At 41.9% G+C, this 23,020-nt stretch carries 18 protein-coding genes; 12 read left to right on the forward strand and 6 right to left on the reverse strand.

Annotated elements, in window-relative coordinates:
* Positions 1 to 60: 60 nt before the first annotated feature.
* Both CXF83_RS11995 and CXF83_RS12000 read left to right on the forward strand, forming a co-directional pair.
* Positions 61 to 339, forward strand: coding sequence for a DUF406 family protein (locus tag CXF83_RS11995; protein WP_101092062.1), 279 nt, complete (start codon positions 61 to 63; stop codon positions 337 to 339).
* 132 nt (positions 340 to 471) lie between these two features.
* Positions 472 to 2,643, forward strand: coding sequence for a putative bifunctional diguanylate cyclase/phosphodiesterase (locus CXF83_RS12000; RefSeq protein WP_101092063.1), 2,172 nt, complete (start codon positions 472 to 474; stop codon positions 2,641 to 2,643).
* Positions 2,644 to 2,720: 77 nt separating this feature from the next.
* Here CXF83_RS12000 and CXF83_RS12005 read toward each other — a convergent pair whose 3' ends face one another.
* From CXF83_RS12005 to CXF83_RS12015, 3 genes are all read right to left on the reverse strand, one after another.
* Entirely contained in the window at positions 2,721 to 3,182 is a 462-nt protein-coding gene (locus tag CXF83_RS12005) for a YchJ family protein (protein WP_374702339.1), read from the reverse strand.
* On the reverse strand, positions 3,178 to 3,768 hold the full coding sequence (locus tag CXF83_RS12010; RefSeq protein WP_101092065.1) for a YybH family protein: 591 nt from the start codon (positions 3,766 to 3,768) through the stop codon (positions 3,178 to 3,180). The genes CXF83_RS12005 and CXF83_RS12010 overlap by 5 nt, the downstream gene beginning before the upstream one ends.
* A 334-nt stretch (positions 3,769 to 4,102) precedes the next feature.
* A complete protein-coding gene (locus tag CXF83_RS12015) occupies positions 4,103 to 5,938 on the reverse strand; it encodes a M2 family metallopeptidase (RefSeq protein WP_101092066.1) in 1,836 nt (611 codons plus the stop codon).
* Positions 5,939 to 6,124: 186 nt separating this feature from the next.
* Between CXF83_RS12015 and CXF83_RS12020 the strand changes: the two genes are divergently transcribed.
* Positions 6,125 to 6,772 carry a TetR/AcrR family transcriptional regulator gene (locus CXF83_RS12020; RefSeq protein WP_101092067.1) on the forward strand — a complete coding sequence of 216 codons (648 nt, stop codon included), beginning with the start codon at positions 6,125 to 6,127 and terminating at the stop codon, positions 6,770 to 6,772.
* A gap of 11 nt (positions 6,773 to 6,783) precedes the next feature.
* Entirely contained in the window at positions 6,784 to 9,060 is a 2,277-nt protein-coding gene (locus tag CXF83_RS12025; RefSeq protein WP_101092099.1) for an acyl-CoA dehydrogenase, read from the forward strand.
* Positions 9,061 to 9,625: 565 nt separating this feature from the next.
* Here CXF83_RS12025 and pyk read toward each other — a convergent pair.
* Both pyk and CXF83_RS12035 read right to left on the reverse strand, forming a co-directional pair.
* A complete protein-coding gene (pyk, locus tag CXF83_RS12030; RefSeq protein WP_101092068.1) occupies positions 9,626 to 11,065 on the reverse strand; it encodes a pyruvate kinase in 1,440 nt (479 codons plus the stop codon).
* Between the two features lie 184 nt (positions 11,066 to 11,249).
* Positions 11,250 to 12,104, reverse strand: a complete 855-nt coding sequence (locus tag CXF83_RS12035; RefSeq protein ID WP_101092069.1) for a MurR/RpiR family transcriptional regulator — start codon at positions 12,102 to 12,104, stop codon at positions 11,250 to 11,252.
* Positions 12,105 to 12,392: 288 nt separating this feature from the next.
* On the opposite strand from CXF83_RS12035, the gene zwf reads away from it, so the two are divergent.
* The 4 genes from zwf to CXF83_RS12055 are packed head-to-tail and all read left to right on the forward strand — an operon-like array spanning position 12,393 to position 17,078.
* Entirely contained in the window at positions 12,393 to 13,865 is a 1,473-nt protein-coding gene (gene zwf / locus CXF83_RS12040; protein ID WP_101092070.1) for a glucose-6-phosphate dehydrogenase, read from the forward strand.
* Between the two features lie 9 nt (positions 13,866 to 13,874).
* The gene (gene pgl, locus CXF83_RS12045) at positions 13,875 to 14,579 is read left to right on the forward strand and encodes a 6-phosphogluconolactonase (RefSeq protein WP_101092071.1); all 705 of its coding nucleotides are present in this window, start codon (positions 13,875 to 13,877) and stop codon (positions 14,577 to 14,579) included.
* Between the two features lie 9 nt (positions 14,580 to 14,588).
* Positions 14,589 to 16,415 (forward strand): phosphogluconate dehydratase, encoded by a 1,827-nt coding sequence (gene edd, locus CXF83_RS12050; protein ID WP_101092072.1) that lies wholly within the window; start codon positions 14,589 to 14,591, stop codon positions 16,413 to 16,415.
* 21 nt (positions 16,416 to 16,436) lie between these two features.
* Positions 16,437 to 17,078, forward strand: a complete 642-nt coding sequence (locus tag CXF83_RS12055; RefSeq protein ID WP_101092073.1) for a bifunctional 4-hydroxy-2-oxoglutarate aldolase/2-dehydro-3-deoxy-phosphogluconate aldolase — start codon at positions 16,437 to 16,439, stop codon at positions 17,076 to 17,078.
* Between the two features lie 101 nt (positions 17,079 to 17,179).
* Here CXF83_RS12055 and eco read toward each other — a convergent pair whose 3' ends face one another.
* Positions 17,180 to 17,761, reverse strand: a complete 582-nt coding sequence (eco, locus tag CXF83_RS12060) for a serine protease inhibitor ecotin (RefSeq protein ID WP_101092074.1) — start codon at positions 17,759 to 17,761, stop codon at positions 17,180 to 17,182.
* Positions 17,762 to 18,350: 589 nt separating this feature from the next.
* Between eco and dmeF the strand changes: the two genes are divergently transcribed.
* The 4 genes from dmeF (at position 18,351) to CXF83_RS12080 (ending at position 23,018) form a co-directional block, all read left to right on the forward strand.
* Positions 18,351 to 19,331 carry a CDF family Co(II)/Ni(II) efflux transporter DmeF gene (dmeF, locus tag CXF83_RS12065; RefSeq protein ID WP_101092075.1) on the forward strand — a complete coding sequence of 327 codons (981 nt, stop codon included), beginning with the start codon at positions 18,351 to 18,353 and terminating at the stop codon, positions 19,329 to 19,331.
* Between the two features lie 28 nt (positions 19,332 to 19,359).
* The gene (locus CXF83_RS12070) at positions 19,360 to 19,779 is read left to right on the forward strand and encodes a MarR family winged helix-turn-helix transcriptional regulator (protein WP_101092076.1); all 420 of its coding nucleotides are present in this window, start codon (positions 19,360 to 19,362) and stop codon (positions 19,777 to 19,779) included.
* A gap of 463 nt (positions 19,780 to 20,242) precedes the next feature.
* Entirely contained in the window at positions 20,243 to 21,868 is a 1,626-nt protein-coding gene (locus CXF83_RS12075) for a phosphoethanolamine transferase (protein ID WP_101092077.1), read from the forward strand.
* Between the two features lie 106 nt (positions 21,869 to 21,974).
* Entirely contained in the window at positions 21,975 to 23,018 is a 1,044-nt protein-coding gene (locus CXF83_RS12080) for a GGDEF domain-containing protein (protein WP_101092078.1), read from the forward strand.
* Positions 23,019 to 23,020: the final 2 nt, after the last annotated feature.

Below are 23,020 nucleotides of genomic sequence, written 5' to 3' on the forward strand. Positions count from 1 at the left end.
GTCGCACGTTAAGCTGATATATAATCTGAACATATATCTTGTGTAGGAAAGAGGCTTAACATGAAAAATATTCAAAAGGCACAATCTGATCTAGTTAATGACACGTGTAATGATTGTGGTAGCTTTGTTGACGTTGGTGCAGTGATCGATGAACATGACACGGTATTAGAATTAGCGTTTTCTAGCGAAGATGCAGCTAAAGTCGTTGCAGAGAAAGCAACCAAACGTTTTGTTGATGTTGGTAGCGAAATATCAATAACGGGTAAAGATGTTAATTTGGTACTAACCTTCTCATTTAGTGCAGAAAAGATGATTTTTCAATTAGAGAATAGTTTGTAAGCAATAACGGTATGTCTTGCTGGTATCACTGTTTTTCGGTATCTTCTTTGCTATAAAAATTAGTCGCAAGTATGAAGCTAATTTCTCCGACCATTTGGTGAACCCTTTGTTTACCTTGCTTTAGGATATCGAGTGAAGAAACATAGATACCAGAAACTTTTAGAACAGATTGTTAACTCAGAGGCAAAGCAAGTAGGCGACTTTCACGCCACGGCTAAAATGTCTACGGAGTTACTTTTTGAACAGCTCGAGGTCTCTCGAGTTGTTATTTCTGGTTTAAGTGAACTCACTAATACGTTAGAAACGGTGTACACCGAACCTGCTATTGCGCTAAATGTCGCCCTCCAATCTCGCCCTCAACCATTAGCTTGCCCTATCTTTGTTGAAGAACTTAGAGTGAACAGACATGTTGCTTCCGACCACTGTGTTGAAGATTGTCGCCTTATAGAGCTCAATGGCTATTATCAGCAACACGACGTGAAAGCCGCTTTAGAAGTTGCAATAAGGATCAATGGTCACTTAGAAGGTGTATTGAGCTTAGAGCGTCATACAGGAACTCCTGCCTGGCAAGACTCAGAGATCCAATTAGCCTCTCAAGTAGCCGACCAACTCGCGCTCACATTGGCAACCCAATACTCTTATGATAAAGATGAGCGCTTAAAGCTATTTTTGTCTGCAACCGAGCAGTCTGACCAGATTATGATGGTGGTGAACCTTTCGTCAGCCTGTATCGAATACGTCAATCATGCCCATTTTGAGCTGACTCACATCCCCAAAGATCAAATCATTGGGCGTCCTGTTCAGGCGCTAGATTTTTTTAAACAGTTCCCTCAAAAAGCAGAGAGTGTGCTTGCAAAAGCACGGGCTGGAGAAAGCTCTGAAGAGGAGATGAAACTCGTTCGTCGTGATGGTTCAGATTATTGGGTTCGGCTCAGCGTAAAGCGGTTTATCTCAGAAAGAGGCAATCACTTTGCGTTAATTAATGCAGACAACTGTACCGAACAGCACCTTCATCAGAGCGAATTAGAAAGGTTGGCGTGGCGCTGTACTTTAACCGGCTTATATAATCGTACTCATTTTAGCTGCGTATTAGATAAGGCCAAAGAGGGTCACCTAGTACTCATCGATCTGCGTGGTTTCAAACGTTTTAATGATACCTATGGTCATGCTAATGGCGATTTGATGCTGATTGAAGTCGCTAGGCGAATTCGACACTTCGCCGATATTAACCATATTACAGAGATTGCGCGTATTGGCAGTGATGAGTTTGCTGTGTTAATCGCTGATTCGTGTGATGTTAACGTCATTAACGCCTTAATTGAACGTCTATATCGTCAAGTAGAGCTCCCCGTCAGTATCGGTACCGAGCAGATAGAACCCAAACCCGCCTTAGCCTCTGTTGATATCGCCTCGATTGAACAACTTTTTCCGGCACTGACTTGCGCTGATATTGCTTTGCAGTATGCAAAAAATAAGCAAGGCGATGCCATTCAAGTCTTTAACTCTGCATTACTTAATGCATTTAAAGAGGATGCTCAAATAGAGAGAGATTTAGCGGTGGCAATAAAAGGTCGCCAGTTTGAACTTTACTATCAACCGTTAAAAGATTTGCAGAAACAAACTTACATCGGTGCAGAAGCACTTATTCGATGGCATCACCCTAAAAAAGGCGTGTTGTATCCAGGTGCTTTTATTGATATTGCAGAACAAACGGGGCTTATCACCGATATAGGGGCATGGGTTTTAGAAGCGGCATGTAAACAGCTAAATTTATGGCAGCATCGTCAAATAGATATTTCAATGCACGTCAATGTCTCTGCGAGACAGTTTTTTAGCGGGACGTTGTTTGAGCAGGTTTGGGAACTAATTGGCCGTTATAAGTTGACTCCACAGAGTTTAATTCTGGAAATTACAGAGACAGAATTGATGGAAGATATTCGTTTAGCCACCAATTTATGCAATGAGTTAGCAGAGTTGGGTGTCGGTTTAGCCATAGACGATTTTGGTACCGGCTACAGTTCAATGCGGTATTTGAAACAGTTCCCCATTAGTAAGCTTAAGATCGACCGCTCATTTATCTCGGATCTAAGCGTCAGCCATGAAAGCCGAGAAATTGTTAGCGCGATTATTGCAATGGCGTCTGCGCTAAATATTTCTCTTACTGCAGAAGGTGTTGAGACAAAAGAACAGGAGCTTTTCTTAGCAGAGCACCATTGTCACCAAGCACAAGGCTTTTTATACAGCCCAGCGTTAAGAGTCTCTGAGTTTGGCGATTTTTTAGCTAAATCGACCTTGGTACATTAAGTACTCCATGTTTCCACGCTGTGTGACAATATTTCATTCTAAATGTCCCCATTATTAATATCCCAATTTTGAGGAGGTTATAAGCAGCACTGCTTAAACTTCTTACCGCTACCGCAGACACACAACGCATTTCGTTTGGGATACACAGGATCTTGTTGTAGGCCCTCAGTGTAATACCAGCGACCGTCTTCTTTTATAAAATCTGAACATTCATGTATTGCATCCAGCTTGTTGTCGTCAAGAAACCAAGCTTGGAAGCTAACTTTACCTTGGTGACCCAGTTCTGAAAACGAAATAATATCTAACGTTAACCAATTAGGTTGCGGGCCATCACTTAATGCTTGCTGTGTTAAGCCCGATAGGTAGTTTTTATGGTGAGTGTCGATGAGGTAAGGAAAGTGCCCCAAATAAAAAGCACAAAAACGTGAACGCATAAGCTGTTCAGGGCTTAGTGCTGCTTTGACACCTAAATGCAGTGGTTGGCAACAGTGACTATAGGTCTTACTTGAGCAGCAAGGGCAGGGACTCTCGGGATCAATGTTCTGGTTCATCATGAGTTTTGGGTTTTATATTGCTGTTTAACGCTGAAAATTGACGTCCATAATAAAGGTTTGAAGTGGGTTTAGCATTAAAATAAAACGAGGCTTCAGCACGATTATTAGTGTCTACCGTTAAGTACCATTTGCCGTTCTCTTTCTTTTGAGACACGGTAACAAATTTCCCCGCAAATTCGCTAACAGGCTCACCGGCATCGATTGAAGGGTGAAAACGAATAAGGTAGTAGCCGATATCCGTTGCACTCGTGCCTTCAAGGTTTCTTTCGATCACTCTGAAGTCCACTTCAATTTTGGCATTTTTATGTTTGATCTTGCCAAAAAATGTTTTATAAAGCGCAACAATATTGTCTCGCCCAAGGGTAATTTCTTCGCCTTGGCTTTCAGGGATATAGCAGGCGTCTTCCGAATAAATTGATTGGATCCTACTGATATCCAATTCGTCAAATGCTTCGTTAAAATGAGTATAAAGTTCGTTTAACGCTTCGTTATCATTAGCGAAAGCTAAATGCATAGCGGCGAGGTACAGACATACTGTTAACGCCAAACGACTTGCTGCTTTTTTAAACATGTATTACTTCAAAAAAATAATTCCTAGTATCACTATAATAGACACCTTAATTGAACTAAAGAATTAGATCTTTACAAGATGTGTAAAAATAGCGGTTTGTTCATTATTTAAGCCGCCAAGTCGACTCTTTGGCATATTTTTAAAGGCGATACCCAGATTACTTCAACATGCTGGCGCAATTGACGAGTTTGAACTTTGTCACTTATCAACATGCTAAATGCTGCATTTCGAGGAGTTTTGGAAATGAGTAAGATATAAAAAAGCCATTCTTCCCCTAGAGAAAAATGGCTTTTAGATACTCGGTTAAGACGAGTATGTTAACGTGACCTCTGTTTTACCAACCGCATTGACGATTAGCCGTTTTGTTTTGTTGGTCTAACCATGTTTGCAGTGGAGCAAAATAATCAAGTACGGCTTTGGCATCCATCTCTTTAGTGCCTGTCACCGCCTCCAACGCTTCTGGCCAAGGTTTGCTTTGTCCCATCTCGAGCATGGTATTAAGCTTAGCGCCGGCTTCTTTATTACCATATATACTGCAACGGTGAACTGGTCCGGTATCGCCTGCAATTTCACAGAGTGATTTATGGAACTGGAATTGAAGTATATGGGCTAAGAAATAGCGTGTGTAAGGCACATTTCCTGGCACGTGGTATTTAGCGCCGGGGTCAAAGTCGTTTTCAGTGCGCGCGATAGGCGCTTTTACACCTTGATATTTTTCGCGTAAATCCCACCACGCTTGGTTATATTGCTCAGGTGTGATCTCACCACTAAATACTTTCCAACGCCATTGATCGATCATTAATCCGAATGGCAGAAAAGCAACTTTATCTAACGCTTGCTTTAGGAGTAAACCGATGTCCTTTGATGCATCAGGGACTTCGTCGAGCAGACCAATTTGTTTTAAGTAATTTGGTGTGATCGACAGCGCTATCGTGTCACCGATTGCTTCATGGAAGCCATCGTTTGCGCTATTTTTAAAGATAAATGGCTGTTCTTTGTAAGCGCGCTGATAGAAATTGTGTCCCAGCTCATGGTGAATGACCGTAAAGTCTTCGGCTGTTTTTTGAATACACATTTTTATGCGTAAATCGTCGAGGTTATCCAGATCCCAGGCTGAGGCATGGCAAACAACGTCACGATCTTCAGGTTGAACAAATAGAGAACGTTCCCAAAAGGTATCGGGTAACGCATCAAAGCCTAACGAGGTAAAAAAGCTTTCGGCTTGTTTTACCATCTTTACTTCATCGTAATTATGTTTTGCGAGTAGCTCTGTGACGTTGTAGCCAGGATCTGCATCTTGTGGTGCAACTTGATCATAAACATTGCCCCAACTTTGTGCCCACATGTTACCTAAAAGATGAGCGGGTATTGGGCCAGATGCTGGCGCTACAGATTCCCCATACTGTTCGTTTAACTCACCACGGACATAACAATGCAAAGAGTCATAAAGTGGCTTAACTTGCCCCCAAAGTCGGTCTAATTCATTTGAAAACGCGTCAGGCTTCATATCATATTGGCTGCGCCATAATTCAGAAAGATTTGCATAACCAAGATCTTGTGCACCTTCGTTTGCAAGTTCCACTTCTCTTTCAAACAGAGGACGCATTGGTTTTGCTATTTCACGCCAGCCTTGCCAAACTTCAAGTAACTCAGCAGGGTCTTTTGACTCAGCCATAATCGCCGATAGCTCCGGCTGGGTTAAACAGCGTCCATCTTCAAAACAATATTTCCCCTTACCGTATAGACCGTTCAATTCGGCACTGATGTTAGCCAGCTCAGTATTCTTTGCGGGATCTAAAGGTGCAGGGAGGACGATAGAACTACGTAAAATATTTAACTTTCTTTTATCGGCATTGTTTAGTGGTAGGTCAGCGTATTGAGCGGATTGAGTCGCAAGCTTAACAGATGTACCTGTGTACTTTTCTGAGACACTCGCTGATAGGGCTGCTGTGTCTTCGGTGATGAAGTTACTGTAAATCCACTCTGAACGATTGATCTCTATCGATAAGTCAGCCATTTGAGCTTCAGCATCTGCAATAAACTTTTGCGCTTCAATCGTTTTATCAACCGTTTGAGTGCTGACGGCTGCTGTTTCATTACATGCCGTTGCGCCGAGTGAAATGGCAATCAAAGCGGATAACCTAGAAACCTTAGTAAAGGTCATGTTCATCTGTCAAAATCCTTTGTTATTTTTGTGTTGCTTATTTTACTTATTTTGTTGCTGATTGATAGTGATGAGACTTAGATGGATAAAATAGTGTACATATGTAAGGTAAACGGGGTTTTTGTTTGACAAAAAGCAAGCGAGTGTTTAATTTAAACGAGTGTTTTAAATTGAATGACTAAAGGCAACGGAATGGCAAATCGCTCCGATACAAAAACAAGAATACTGGATGCAGCAGAAAAGCTATTTGCTGAGAGAGGGTTTTCAGAAACGTCTCTTAGATTAATAACCAGTAAAGCTGAAGTAAACCTAGCATCGGTAAACTACCATTTTGGCTCAAAAAAAGAGTTGATAAGAGCGGTTTTAGCACGTTATCTCGATGTCTTTATGCCGGCGGCGGCAGATGCTATTGTGGCAGTGCGCTCTGCAGATGCGAATGCATCGCTAGATGATATCTTTTCAAGCTTGGTTAACCCATTACTAGAGCTAAACAAATTAAGATCTGAAGGCACTACGACCTTTTTGCAACTATTAGGGCGTGGCTATATAGAAAGCCAAGGCCATTTGCGCTGGTTTATTACGACCCATTATGGCAAGTATTTGAGCCTATTTGTCAAAGCTGTTGGCGAGAGTACCCCACATATTCCTCCCGCTGAGATGTTTTGGCGCTTACACTTCACCTTAGGTACAGTCGTGTTCACTATGGCGTCAGCTGACGCATTAACCGAGATTGCAGCAGCAGATTTTGGCGAACACAATGATATAGAAGCGGTTATTCGAAAAGTTATCCCTTATCTATCGGCGGGGGTATCGGTTCCTGTGAACAAGGATGCAATGTAGAAATTATGTTTATGACGTTATTAATACTCTTTATTATCGGCGTAGTGGTCATTTTTAGTGTGAAGAACATTAGAATGCAACTGGTTACGCGGCCTGTTTTTAGTTTCTTTAAGAAAGTACTGCCTCCTTTATCTGACACCGAAAAAGAAGCAATGGAAGCGGGCGATGTTTGGTGGGAGGGAGAGCTTTTTAAAGGTAAACCTAACTGGCAAACTTTACACAGTTACGGCAAACCTACGCTAACGTCTGAAGAACACGATTTTATAAATAATCAAGTTGAAACAGCGTTATCTATGATTGACGATTATGACATCGTTACCAATAGAAAAGATCTCCCGCCAGAACTGTGGGAATACTTTAAAAAAGAGGGTTTCTTTGCCCTGATCATTCCGAAAAAATACGGTGGTCGCGCCTTTTCTGCTTATGCAAACTCAACGATTGTGAGTAAAATTGCCAGCAGAAGTGTGAGTGCCGCTGTCACTGTCATGGTGCCCAACTCATTAGGTCCTGGAGAGCTATTAACCCATTACGGTACAACCGAACAAAAGGATTTTTGGTTACCTAAACTTGCAGATGGACAAGCGATCCCTTGTTTTGCATTAACAGGACCTGAAGCTGGTAGTGATGCTGGCGCAATTCCTGATACTGGCATTGTTTGTCGTCAAGAATTTAATGGTGAACAAACCTTAGGCTTAAAGCTCAATTGGAATAAACGCTATATAACGCTTGCTCCCGTCGCTGATGTGTTAGGGCTAGCGTTTCAAATGCATGATCCAGACGGACTGCTTGGAGAGCAAAAGCATATAGGCATTACTTGTGCATTGATCCCAACAGATCATCCCGGTGTCGAGATTGGCCGTCGTCACAACCCATTACATTTAGCCTTTATGAATGGTACTACGCAAGGAAAAGAGGTCTTTATTCCACTTGACTGGATCATTGGTGGACCGCAATACGCCGGTCGCGGCTGGCGGATGCTGGTTGAGTGTTTATCTGCTGGGCGCGGAATTTCACTGCCTGCACTGTCAACGGCTTTGGGGCATATGGCCACTAAAACGACCACTGCATACAGCGCAGTAAGGCAACAATTTGGTATGCCAATCGGTCAGTTTGAAGGTGTACAAGAAGCCTTGGCGCGGATCATTAGTAACACTTACCAGCTCGAAGCGGCCAGACGCTTAACGACTACGGGTATCGACCTTAACGTTAAGCCCTCAATTGTGACTGCAATTGCGAAATATCATATGACTGAATTGGGTCGTCAGGTTATTGATGATGCGATGGATATTCAATCGGGTAAAGGCATCCAATTAGGACCTAAAAACTATCTAGGGAATGCCTATATCGCACTTCCTATCTCTATTACTGTAGAAGGTGCCAATATTCTTACGCGTAGTTTAATGATTTTTGGTCAGGGAGCGACACGTTGCCATCCTTATGTACTGGCTGAAATGGAAGCTGCTGGTATGGAAGATAAAAGTGCAGGGCTTGAACGATTCGATGATCTATTAACGGGTCATATTGGTTACGCTGCCCGCAATGCTTTCAGTGCTTTTAGCCACGCACTGTCGGGAAGCATATTTGCAGCATCTCCAGTCAGTGGCGAAACGAAGAAGTACTATAAGAGCATGACGCGGATATCTTCTGCATTAGCAATCATGACCGATATGTCTATGTTGATGCTCGGCGGCGAACTGAAGCGTAAAGAGATGTTGAGTGCGAGAATGGGGGATGTACTCAGTCAGCTGTATTTGGCATCTGCAACGTTAAAGTTGTTTGAAGATAATGGTCGTCAGTTTGATGATTTACCCACGGTTAAGCATGTGATGGCGACAAGACTACATTTGGCTGCGAAAGCACTCGATGAAGCTATCCGTAATTTCCCTAACCGTATTGTCGCAGCACTATTACGTGTCATGATCTTCCCTCTGGGAAATCACTTTAATCAACCTGATGATAAATTATCAATTGAAGTGGTTAAATCGATGAGTACCCCAGGTCCAGCTCGCGATAGATTGACATTTTTGTGTCCTAATATTAAAGATGACATTAGTGGCATTGCTGATGTTGAGAATGCTTTTATTGCAAAGCATGAGTGCAAAGTGCTCTTTAGTCGATTAAAACAGGCTCAAAGAGAGGGAGGTTTACCGCGTAAACTTGCGCCGCAAGCGTTGTTTGATTCAGCCCTTGAGCTTGACCTCATTAATCAAGATGAGCACCTACAGCTTAGTGAGGCTAATCAATTACGGTTAGCGGCGATAAATGTTGATGACTTTGATGCATTGTAAAAGTGACGCTAGGCTATAAATCACTTGATAATGAATTAATATTTCGTTGGTAAATATGTATACGCTTTAAAATGAAAATCCGTTGAATTAAGTTCAACGGATTTTTTTATGCCAACCACACAGTACTGATACCAATTGCATTAAGTATTTGACCAATTCAGAGCTACTCACCTAGTGGGCCGACGTTTAAAGCAAATGGCAAAGCCCTTTAAGCTTTGTTGTGGGCTTTGGATATAGAATAACGATTAGCTTCAATCCTCCATCTTGCCTACAGGGCTTTGAATTCCCGCTGAATGATCAAACTTTTAATGCAATTAGTATGAATTCAAAATTAACTTGTCGATGACTAATTATCCATGACAAGTAATGCCAATGAAGAAGAGGGAAGTAGGACTAAACTGAATTGGCTATAGACTGATGCGTTAAGGGACCACACATTTAGGCAAAGATGTTGGAATTAAAACGGAATGAGAATATTAAGTGTAGATACAAAAAATGCACATCAGTAATTAGCTGACATGCATTTTATTTAAGACGCTTTAGTATGGCTCAAACGAGCAATAAACTAAGCGACAATGACAACCTTGCTGGTGTTAGTGCCACCAACGGTTTCCATTGCATCGCCTTTAGTCATCATCGCCATGTCACCACTTTTTAGGTAACCGGCAGCTGCTAACGTTTCTAGTGCTTTTTGAGCAACAAACTCAGGAGCGTAAGCCGTAGAGTCGAAATAAACAGGTTGAACACCACGGTAAAGCGCCATTGTAGCAAGAGTGACTTCGTGACGTGACAGCGCGAAAATAGGCAGCCCCGAACTGATACGAGACATCATTTGCGGTGTAGCACCAGACTCAGTCAATGCAACAATGGCTTTAATTCCACCTAGATGGTTTGCAGCGTACATTGTTGAAAGAGCAATCGTCTCTTCAATCGTAGTGAACTGTTGATCAAGTCTATGCTTTGATACCTGTACACTTGGGTGTAACTCAGCACCTAAACAAACCTCAGCCATAGCTTTTACGGTTTCTTCAGGGAAGTCACCAGCAGCGGTTTCAGCAGAAAGCATTACAGCGTCCGTACCATCAAGTACTGCGTTTGCAACGTCCATGACTTCTGCACGAGTAGGCATTGGACTTGTTATCATTGACTCCATCATTTGAGTCGCAGTAATAACAGGCTTATTAAGTTGGCGAGAGCGGCTAATCAGTTTCTTTTGAACCGCAACAAGTGCTGGATCACCAATCTCAACACCCAAATCACCACGTGCAACCATCACGACATCTGATGCAAGGATAACATCATCCATGGCTTCATCAGAAACAACGGCTTCAGCACGCTCAACTTTAGACACTATCAGCGCGTTACTACCGGCTTCTAATGCTAAAGCACGAGCATAATCAAGGTCAGCGCCACTACGTGGAAAAGACACTGCTAGAAAATCAACTTTAATCTCTGCAGCTGTAATGATATCGCGTTTATCTTTTTCAGTTAATGCAGCAGCGGATAAACCACCACCTTGCTTGTTGATGCCTTTATTATTAGATAAAGGGCCAGCAACAGTCACAGTAGTGTGAACTTTATTACCGTCTACTTTTTCAACTCGCAGCTGAACACGACCATCATCTAGCATTAGAATGTCGCCTAAGCTGACATCATTTGGTAGCTCTTTATAATCGATACCCACTTGGTTCTCGTCGCCTTCACCTTTTTCAAGATCAGCATCTAAAGTATAAGTTTGCCCTAGGGTTACCTGTACCTTTTTGTTGTCTTTAAAAGTTGAAATGCGAATTTTAGGACCTTGTAGATCACCGAGTACGGCAACATGTACGCCAAGCTCTTTTGCAATAGCTCGCGTATCTGCTGCGCGTTTTTTGTGATCTTCAGGTGCACCGTGAGAAAAGTTTAGGCGAACAACGTTAGCACCGGCAATAATAATGCGGCGTAGGTTGTCATCACGATCAGTGGCTGGGCCCAATGTTGTTACAATCTTGGTTCTGCGGAACATGACATACTCCGTTAAGTTTTAAAAATTCTGACACTATATTAACAGACAATACCCATAAATGTAGTAAAGTTACGAACATAATGATCTATCTCAAGTTTTAAATTTTGTGACCTATTGCAACATTATGGACTAAAAAGGACAGTCAAGCATTGGCTAAACTGTCCTAAAGTATGCCGAAAGCCACTTACAGAATGGGATCTTTGTCTATTCTAGATTCTTTCAATACTTCTTTAACTCGCTTCAAGTTCTCACGGAAACGAGGACCTCGTCTCAATGTAAATCCTGTTGCTAGTACATCAATTATAACCAACTGTGCTAAACGTGAAGCCATAGGAAGGTACATATCGGTGTCTTCAGGGACTTCCATTGTGACAGGCAGTGTACAAACGGTTGAAAGTGGTGAGTTACGGGCGGTAATACCAATCACTGCTGCGCCATTCTCTCTAGCCAACTTTGCTACATCTATTAGTGACTTAGTTCTACCAGTATGTGAAATAAGTACCACTACATCGCCTTCATTACTGTTGATGCAACTCATGCGTTGCATAAGAACATCGTCGAAGCATATGACAGGAACATTAAAGCGGAAAAATTTGTTTTGAGCGTCATGAGCTACAGATGCCGATGCACCAAGACCAAAGAAGGAGATTTTTTTTGCTTGGGTAAGCACATCAACGGCTTTATTAATCGCGGTGGTATCTATGCTTTGTCTCGCGGTATCAAGCGATGCCATAGATGATTCAAATATTTTTGTGGTATATGAGTCAGGGGTATCATCTTCTTCGACGTGACGACTTACGTAGGGCGTACCATTGGCAAGGCTTTGGGCAAGGTGCAGCTTAAAGTCTGGAAAGCCTTTAGTATCAAGCCGGCGGCAAAAACGGTTTACCGTTGGTTCACTGACATCTGCCATTTTGGCCAGTGTAGCTATACTAGAATGAATTGCGGTTTGCGGTGAAGAAAGAATAACTTCCGCTACTTTACGTTCAGATTTACTAAAATGGGTAAGACTTTTTTGGACCTTTTCTAGGGTATTCATATACGTACGTCCACTCAATAGTAGTTTTATTATATCGTTATAGTCCCGTTGGTGGCTAAGCACCGGAGCTGACATTAAATTATAATGATAACAGGTACAAAGATGATAAAATTTAGTAATTTTATCACGAAAGCATATCAGAGATTGAGTCAACATGCCTAATAGACTGAGTTGAAGTTTATTATAGAATTTAGATGCAATTACTAATTTCTGTTGTTATATTACAACAAATATGTGAATACTCATCAAAAATGGTGAGACACAGGATCAAAAGGAGATTTTGACGCTATGGGCATACCAACACCAGAAGCCAAAGCTTGTGATTTTGTTCTATTTGGTACCAAGGGCGACCTCGCTAAGCGGAAGTTGCTGCCATCTCTATATCAGCTAGACAAAGCAAACTTATTAAATGTAGAGACCAAAGTACTAGGCGTTGCAAAAGATGACTTTACTCAGGAAGAGTATCGTGAATTAGTTACAACGGCATTGAAGACATTTGTAAAAGACGAGTTATGTGAAGAAACCGTAAACCGTTTTTTAGACCGCTGTCATTATATAGGAACAAACTTTACGGATTCTGAAGGGTATAAAGCATTCCATGATGTTTTAGAGCCTGAAAAAAGAGTGATGGTGAGCTATTTTGCTACGCCTCCTTCTATTTTTGGTGATATATGCCGTTGCTTAAATGAACAAAATCTTATCTTCCCTGATTCTCGCGTTGTATTAGAAAAACCTATTGGTTCAGATCTCGCCACCTCTAAAATTATAAATGACCAAGTTTCTGCCCACTTCAATGAAGATCAAGTTTATCGAATTGATCACTACTTAGGTAAAGAAACGGTTCAAAACCTGCTTGCACTGCGCTTTGCCAATTCTTTGTTCGCTTCAAAATGGGATAATCGTACGATTGACCATGTGCAATTAACCGTTGCTGAAGAAGTGGGTATTGAAGGGCGTTGGGGCTACTTTGATAAAGCGGGTCAGATGCGCGATATGATCCAGAATCATCTACTGCAGGTATTGACGCTGGTTGCTATGGACCCGCCAGTCAACCTAGATGCTGATAATATTCGTGATGAAAAAGTAAAAGTGCTTAAATCACTACGGCCGATAAATTCAGACAATATTCACGAAAATACCGTGCGTGGGCAGTATTCTAGTGGTTTCTTAAAAGGGGCTCCTGTTCCTGGCTATTTAGAAGAAGAAGGCGCAAATGTTCATTCTAATGCTGAAACCTTCGTTGCGCTTCGAGTTGATATTGATAACTGGCGTTGGGCTGGTGTGCCGTTCTATTTAAGAAGTGGCAAACGTATGCCGTTTAAGAGCTCTGAAATTGTGGTTTATTTCAAAAATCCACCGCATAACTTATACCGCTCAAACTACCGTAATTTGCCGCCAAACAAGCTTACTATCCGATTACAGCCTCATGAAGGGGTTGAGATCCAAATGCTAAATAAGGTCCCTGGCCTTGGTGAAAAGCAGCGTCTTCAGACGACCAAGCTAGATTTGAGTTTTTCTGACACCTTTAAAAATGAGCGCATTGCCGATGCATATGAGCGTTTGTTATTAGAAGCGATGTTGGGTAATCAGGCACTGTTTGTTCGTCGTGATGAAGTAGAACAAGCGTGGAGCTGGGTTGATGGCATCATCCAAGCTTGGGAAGAAACAGACGAAAAACCTAAGCCATATCCTGCGGGCACCTGGGGACCTGTTGCTTCAATCGCCCTGATTACTAAAGACGGCCGTTCTTGGGATGAGTAAGGGATAAAGATGATTAAAGAAACTGTGTTCAAATCATTCGACAGCAAAGATGCGCTTGAAGCGCAACTTGCAGACCGAATCGCCAACCAGTTACAAGAAGCTGTTGATGCCAAGGGCAAAGCGAGTTTAGTTGTTTCTGGCGGTTCGACACCTTTAAAGCTTTTTGAGTTATTAAGTAAGAAGTCTATCGATTGGAATGACGTTTATATCACGTTAGCGGATGAACGCTGGGTCGACAACGACCATAGCGACTCTAATGAGAGACTGGTTAGAAATAACTTACTTAAAAACCGTGCCGCTAGCGCCAAGTTCTGTGGTTTGAAGAATATGTACTCTACTCCAGAAGAGGGTCGAGTAATGACCATGGAGCAGTTGGCACATTTTCCAAAACCGTTTGATGTTGTAATACTCGGTATGGGAAATGACGGACATACTTGTTCTTGGTTTCCTTGCGCAGAAGCACAAGAGCTTGAAAATGCACTCACAACAAATGACTTATGTGTAGCAGTAACCCCAGGTAGTGCTCCACATGCACGTATATCGCTTTCAAAGGCAGCCATCTTGGCTAGCCGTCAAATCTATTTACATATTGTTGGTGAACAGAAACTTGATGTTTATCGACTCGCGTTAGCAAACGACGACAGCAGTGAAATGCCGATCAGAGCGGTTCTCGATCAACATAAAACACCTGTCGATGTTTACTGGAGCGCCTAAGGAGTGATTATGCACACCGTTGTACAGTCTGTTACAGACAGAATTATTGAACGAAGCAAAGATTCCCGCGCAAAGTACCTTGCGGCTTTAGATGATGCAAAAAATAGAGGCGTTCATCGTAGTGCATTGAGTTGCGGTAATTTGGCTCATGGTTTTGCGGCGTGTAATCCCGCGGATAAATCAGCGATTAAACAGCTCACAAAAGCTAATATCGGCATTATCACCTCATTTAACGACATGTTATCTGCGCATCAGCCCTATGGCGAGTATCCAGATCTGTTAAAGCAGGCTTGTAATGAAATCGGCAGTGTAGCGCAAGTCGCCGGTGGTGTACCTGCAATGTGCGATGGTGTAACGCAAGGTCAGCCCGGAATGGAGCTGAGCTTATTAAGCCGTGAAGTTATCGCAATGGGCACGGCTGTTGGTCTATCACATAATATGTTTGACGGCGCATTGTTGCTTGGTATTTGCGATAAAATCGTACCTGGGCTGCTTATTGGCGCACTCAGTTTTGGTCACCTTCCAATGCTGTTTGTACCCGCAGGACCGATGAAGTCAGGCATTCCTAATAAAGAGAAAGCCCGTATTCGCCAGCAGTATGCTCAAGGTAAAATTGATCGAGAAGCACTGCTAGATGCTGAGTCAAAGTCTTACCATAGTGCCGGTACTTGTACCTTCTATGGTACGGCAAACAGTAACCAGTTGATGCTCGAAGTTATGGGTCTGCAGTTACCCGGTTCCTCTTTTGTGAATCCTGATGATCCTTTACGTGAAGTCTTAAGTAAAACAGCAGCCAAACAGGTTTGTCGTCTGACCGAAATGGGCACGCAGTACACACCGATTGGACATATTGTATCTGAAAAATCTGTCGTTAACGGTATCGTCGCATTACTAGCAACTGGTGGTTCAACTAACTTGACGATGCATATCGTTGCTGCAGCTAGAGCTGCAGGCGTTATTGTCAATTGGGATGATTTCTCTGAACTTTCCGATGCAGTGCCATTACTGGCACGCGTTTATCCTAATGGCCATGCCGATATTAACCATTTCCACGCAGCTGGTGGCATGGCATTTCTGATTAAGGAACTGCTCGATGGCGGTCTTTTGCATGAAGATGTGCAAACGGTTGTAGGTTTTGGACTAAAGCGCTATACGCAAGAGCCGCAGATTAGAGATGGACAGCTGACGTGGGTCGATGGCCAGCGTACCAGTTTAGACGAAGAAGTATTAACCAGTTTAAATACGCCGTTCCAAGTCAATGGCGGCTTGAAGTTATTGAAAGGTAACTTAGGCCGAGCGGTTATCAAAGTATCAGCCGTGGCAGAGCAGCATCGCATTGTTGAAGCGCCAGCCATTGTGATTGATGATCAGAATAAGCTGGAAGCAATCTTTAATGCCGGTGACTTAGATAAAGACTGTGTTGTGGTAGTGAAAGGACAGGGCCCTAAAGCCATTGGTATGCCTGAACTACACAAGTTAACCCCCATACTGGGTACGCTCCAAGATCGAGGTTATAAGGTCGCTTTACTGACTGATGGCCGCATGTCTGGTGCATCGGGTAAGGTTCCTGCCGCTATTCACTTAACCCCAGAAGCGCTTGATGGAGGCTTAATTGCCAAAATCCAAAATGGTGATTTAGTCCGTGTTAACGCCACGACAGGCGAATTAAGTCTTTTAGTCGATGAAGCTGAGCTTCTCGCTAGAACCGCTGAAAAAGTTGATCTACACAAATCAAGCTATGGCATGGGACGTGAACTCTTCGGAGCGCTAAGAGCTAGCCTAAGTAGTCCTGAAACGGGTGCCCGTAGTACTAGCGCCATCGATGAAAATTATTAAAGACTAAGGAAGAGTAACGCAATGCTTGAGAATAACTGGTTAATTCAACCACAAGATATTTTTGATCGCAGCCCTATTGTTCCTGTCATGGTGATCAATAAGATTGAACATGCAGTACCATTAGCAAGAGCACTTGTTGCAGGCGGTATTAGTGTTTTAGAAGTAACTTTGCGTACTGACTGCGCATTAGAAGCGATTAGTAAAATTGCTAAAGAAGTGCCTGAAGCATTAGTCGGCGCAGGTACTATTCTAAATGAAGTTCAGTTAGCTCAAGCTGTAAAAGCTGGCGCTCAGTTTGTTATCACGCCTGGTGCGACCACTGAACTGCTAAAAGCTGCAATGGCAGGTACTACACCGTTGATCCCGGGTGTAGCAAGTATCTCTGAAGTAATGGCAGGCATGGAGCTTGGATATAAGAACTTTAAGTTTTTTCCTGCAGAAGCGTCTGGCGGTGTTAATGCCCTTAAAGCATTTTCAGGCCCATTAGCGGATATTCGTTTTTGCCCAACGGGCGGTATTACCCCAAGTAGTTACAAAGACTATTTGGCGCTTAAAAATGTTGATTGTATTGGTGGCAGCTGGATAGCGCCGACTGATGCAATGGAGCAGGGCGATTGGGGCAGAATCACCGCTTTATGTAAAGAAGCCATTAGTGCGCTTTAATCTACATTAGTTTTAGCTTGCGTCAGGCGAGCTATTTTAACTAAACCCCTAAAGTAAAAAAGCTACCTATACGGTAGCTTTTTCTTTATCTGCTGTTACAACTATTTTTGTTTATCACCTGAATAAGAAAAAGGTGATTCAACTTTCCAGATTCTATAACGTACTTGGCTATTTTCAGGCAGGTATATCACTTTAGGTAATCTGCTGTCATAGCGCATCTTCAAATCCGTTGTAATAGGGAGGAACTTCTCTGTTAATGCTTGATCAAAACAAGCCATCATCGTGCTCGGACCTGCAGATATGCTCTCTACTTCATAATAGCTAAAACCCCAGCCCTGTACTGATTTTTGAATGACCTTTCCCGAAAGCCCATGCTTATTGCAATCGACCATTTTGGTTTGCCCGATTTGGATCTCTAGCATGTAGTCAGCTTCGTTCTCTAGTGTTTTAAGCGTCAGTATATGCTGGACTTGACCCTCTTTAGGCGCAGGAAACATTTTCGAGTTTTCCTGTGACACGTAATTTGAGGCTGAATAAGTTTGTGCGTTAACCATCTGCTCATTTTCTCCACTCGGGTGCTTAGGTGAAGTTGCATTAGCTGAAAAAGTACAAACAGAGAGTAGAAGACCTGATGTCAGCGTAAAAGAACGGATTTGTTTGTTAGTCAATAAGTTGAAAATCATAATATCTCCAAAAATAAATATAGGGTGTACTTGTTTGATATGTCTCTATAAACGGCATTAAAATCCAAAAGGGTTAAATATTTCCAAAATAATTTAAAACTTATTTCAATATTTAAACATAACACATTAAAACAATGGCTTACTGTAATGTCTCGATATTCAATAAAGGCATTATCTGTGGTGTGAGTATTGCGATAAGCTTGAGCACTAGTCCCGGTTTGGGAGTGTTGCAACGGAATCAACTGATCTTGCCATACTAAGTCTTTTGGACTTAGATCACATGATTTTTGTTTTTAGGTTGTCAGTTAAAAATAAATGAAGGATTATTGCTTTGATTTACGAACTATATGGTATTCAAGTTAAGTGGCAGTCAAACTAGTTGTATATCAAACAAAATGACGTTTAAAATCAAAAGATACAGACAAGCCTTTATCTAAACACTTATCTAAGATAAACGCTTAAGGGGTGTTTGGTCGATGATTAAGAATCATTAACGCATAAAACAACTGATGACAAAACACTGATGACAAAATTAGTGACAAGACATTAATTACAAGACAACGAACGTTGCACAAAAGGTACGGGTATGATGGAAAACACAGAAAAATTACGTCAGCAATGGTCACATCAGCACAATTTTGCAGGTCACAATAATAGCGGAGAACGTAATACCGCAATCGTGCTGTTATTGACCGTGGTGACCATGTTTGCTGAGATTACAGCGGGAACAATCTACGGTTCAATGGCTTTACTTGCTGATGGTTGGCACATGGGTACCCACGCGGCCGCTTTTCTTATTACGCTGTTTGCGTACCGCTATGCACGTAAACACGCCAATTCAGCTAGCTACTCATACGGCACTGGCAAGGTGAGTGTATTGGGCGGTTTTACCAGTGCCGTCGCATTAGGCTTAGTGGCGCTTGTTATGTTGGTAGAATCGGGCGTTAGGATATTTAATCCGCAAGACATTCACTTTGATCAGGCTATTATGGTTGCGGTCATCGGCTTAATCGTCAATATAGTCAGTGTGTTTTTACTAAAAGATCATCACAGTCATGATCACGGACATAGTCATAGTCATGGACACGATCATGATCATAGCCACGAGCACTCTGTTAGCCATGGTCACTCGCATGGTCATGAAGATCATAATTTAAAAGCCGCTTACTTCCATGTACTGGCCGATGCTCTGACTTCATTATTGGCAATCGGTGCGTTATTACTGGGTAAATATGTCGGACTGAACTGGCTCGACCCATTAATGGGTATCGTGGGCGCGGTGATCATCTCTCGCTGGGCTTGGGGGTTAATGAGGCAAACCGCCCCCATTTTACTTGATGCCAGCATGAAGCAAAAACAACTTACTGAAATAAAACAGATGATAGAACAAGAGGGCGATTGTTTAGTTGACCTGCATGTATGGAAAGTCAGTGCAGACCATTATGCAGCTAGCTTGATTGTTGTCAGCGAAAGTGGTGCAAATAGTGACCATTTTAAAGATAAATTGGCAAAAATTAAGGCCTTAAGTCATGTAACCGTTGAAGTGCACATGGCGAGTCAGGCACAATAAGCCTGAAACCGCTAAGGAATATTAATTAATGAAGAACCAAGACGATCATCTAAATCATGCGATTATCGAGTTTTATGAAAAGTTATCGTCTTGGGAAATGGCTGTAGTCAAAGATAATGGATTTAGCTTACCTCAAGTTCACATTGTTGAAATCCTAGGTCTTAATGGCCCTATGCGAATGAAAGAGTTGGCAGCGAAAATTGGGGTGACTACAGGCACGTTAACCGTTCAAATCGATAAAATGGTTAAAGCTGGTCTAGTGTTGCGCCGTGCTCATGAAACCGATCGACGCTCGATATTAGTTGAATTAACGGATCCAGGCCAAGTTATGTTTGAAGAGCACGACAAACTGCATATGCAGTTAACGACCGATCTTACGGTTCAATTTAGCGAAGCCGAACGAGCGCAGATGTTAGATTTTTTTAATCGTATCAATAAAGAGTTTTAATCGGCTTAAAGCACCATTTACAAACCCAAATGTTCAAAGTTAGTGCTAAACGTTCAACACTGATTGCGAGTTCTTACTATCTAGCAAGGCTAGATAATGTCGCCTTTTAGGGGGCAAAAGCGCTTCATCTATTGTTTTATGCCTCCTCTTTATCTTCCTGTGTAAAACGTTATGAACTTATAGGTTCATTCGTTGCCTATAAGTCAGTGCGCATAAATCACGCTAAATCGTATTATGTTTGAATACTCATCAATGCAAAGTAGATTCTTTTATTGAAATAAAGGGTCAAAAGCATTCATTCAACAAAGATCAAATGTTAGAATATTTTCATATGTTCACTTTTAAATAAACTTTGTTACAGTGAGGTGTAAGTTAAAGTATTCATCATAATCACGCTGACCAAGCAGAATGTGGCTCAGTATCGTAACGTTATCAATCCCAAATAAGAAGAGAGTGTCTCATTGTGTTATCTCGTTTAAAAAGCCTTAGTAGCAATCAGTTCACTGTCTTACTGGCACTTTATTATGTCTGTATTTTTAATATTCCTTTTTTCCAAATAGTTAAGCAAGGTATAGACAAGCAGGCTGATGTAAACTTTGTTTTTATTGCTACCATCCCGCTATTTCTTATTTTTGCGTTGAGCTTTATATTCAGTCTTTTTAGCCTTAAGCATGTAGCGAAGCCCTTTTTTATCGTACTAACATTGATGTCGTCGAGTGTGTTTTTTGCAGCGTTACAATACGGGGTTGTGTTTGATTACGGCATGATCGAGAACACATTTGAAACCAATTACGCCGAAGCGGCGACCTATTTGAATTGGGCTTCAGGGCTCAATTTTATGCTCACCGGCGCTATACCAGCCTTGCTCATATATAAAGCCAATATCCAATTTAAACCATTAGCCAAGGAGTTGTTACATAAACTGGTCTTTATGGTCGTGATGCTGATTGGCATTGCTGTTATTGCTGTCTTTTTCTATCAAAACTATGTCTCTTTTGGTCGAAATAATGACATTATTAAGCGCAATATCATTCCAACTTACTTTATTGGCTCTACTGCTAAGTATATTAATATTAATTACCTGCAAGAGCCTATTGAGTATAAGCAACTAGGACTAGATGCTAAAAACAGCACTGACAAAGCCAACGGGAAACCTAATTTAGTGGTGTTAGTCGTGGGCGAAACGGCTCGTGAGATGAACTACGAATACTACGGCTATGACAAACCGACCAACGCGCACACAGAAAGCCAAGGCTTGCTAGCCTTTAAAGACACTTCTTCTTGTGGAACCGCAACAGCGGTGTCATTGCCTTGTATGTTCTCGCGGATGGATAGAGAAGATTATGAGTCAAGGCAAGCCAGAGCTCAGGACAGCGCCATTGATGTCCTTAATCATGCAGGGATTGCGTTAGATTGGCTGGATAACGACAGTGGTTGTAAAGGCGTTTGTGACAATGTCGACAATATCGTTATTGATCGTAGCAGTGATCCTGAGCTTTGCAATGGACAGTACTGTTATGACCAAGTGCTACTCAACACGCTTGATAACCGTCTTGAAAATATCGAGAGTAAAGATAGCCTATTAGTACTGCACATTATTGGTTCTCATGGGCCCACTTACTATTTACGTTACCCAGCAGCACATCGCTTTTTCACGCCTGATTGCCAGCGCAGTGATATCCAAAATTGTAGCGATGAAGAACTGATGAATACCTACGATAATACTATTCTCTATACTGATTATATCGTCTCTGAAGTGGTTAAAAAGCTAGCGCAGCAAAGTGACAAGTTTGATACCGCGATGCTTTATATTAGTGATCATGGTGAGTCGTTAGGTGAAAGTGGCATGTACCTTCATGGTGCACCTTATGCCTTTGCACCTGAAGAGCAAACCAAAGTGCCATTTCTAGGATGGTTTTCGAAAAGTTTCGCCAAACAAAATCGCCTTAACCTTGCGTGTTTAGCGAAAGAAGCTGAACAGGGTGGTTATTCTCATGACAACTTATTTGACAGCTTACTGGGGTTGATGAACGTTAAATCTGATGTTTATCAAAAAGATAAAGATATATTCTCTCGCTGTCGTCAGTAAAGTTTAGTCAAAAGTGTTAAATAAATTATAAAAGAGGATGGCAACATCCTCTTTTTTGTTTATTGTATTGATATATATCAAGTTTAAAACTAGGGATGGGAATTATATGGATATGGCTCAACATTTGTCAGAGATAGAGCTGTCAGCGAGAATTTTACGGCATGCTGTTCCTAAAATGTCTGAACTGAACATCCCCGTCACCCCTAATAATTATTCAGTATGGTATGAATATTACTTAGGGATTAATTTGGATTTAAAGCGAGCGATCGATGGTTTACTCGCGAATGAAGTAAGCTTTACCGTTGATGTTAGCGATGGCTTATTTACCACTTATATCCAACAGCATTCCCCCGCAGTGATAGAAAATGTGCAGATAGAGACGCAGATGTTGATTAATAGTCTGCTGTCTAAAATTGCAGGGATGAGTCAAGGTACTGTAAAGTTTTCAACCTCGCTTAAAACGTTTGATCAAGCGCTCAAAAATAATCCAAGCCCTGAAGTATTACAGACGCTTGTGGATGACATCGCCACAGAACTTGATGACATTATCAGTGCTAATATCGCGATGGATGAAAGCCTCAATAGCATGAATCAGGAGGTGAGCGCGCTTAAAACAGAGATGCTTGACCTGCGCTCGGTTGCTATGACGGATCAACTTACTGCCCTTAATAATCGCCGTGCTTTTGACGAAGAAGTGATTAGCCATATGGACACCTTCAACCAACAAGAGTTTAAAAGCAGTTTATTGGTTGTTGATATCGACCATTTCAAAAAATTCAATGATGTACATGGCCATTTAATCGGTGACAAGGTGCTAACTTATGTGGCTCAAGCCCTAAAACAGAGCGTCAAAGGCGATGATTTTGTTGCGCGCTATGGCGGCGAAGAGTTTGTTATTTTATTGCATAATACTGGAATAGCAGAAGCCAAAATAGTTGCGGAGAACCTACGTAAAAAAATTGCCCAGCGGAATCTAACCATTGGTAAAGAGAAGAAACTTCCATTAGGTAATATTACCGTTTCAGTTGGTTGTGCATCACTGAAATTTAACGATAGCAAAGACAGTTATTTTATTCGCGCTGATGAAGCCTTGTATCGCGCTAAATCTGCAGGGCGAAACTGTGTGATAGCGGAGTCAGCAGTAGAGTAGGC

Origin of the sequence: Shewanella sp. Choline-02u-19 (genome assembly GCF_002836205.1) — a bacterium.
Taxonomy (GTDB): domain Bacteria; phylum Pseudomonadota; class Gammaproteobacteria; order Enterobacterales; family Shewanellaceae; genus Shewanella.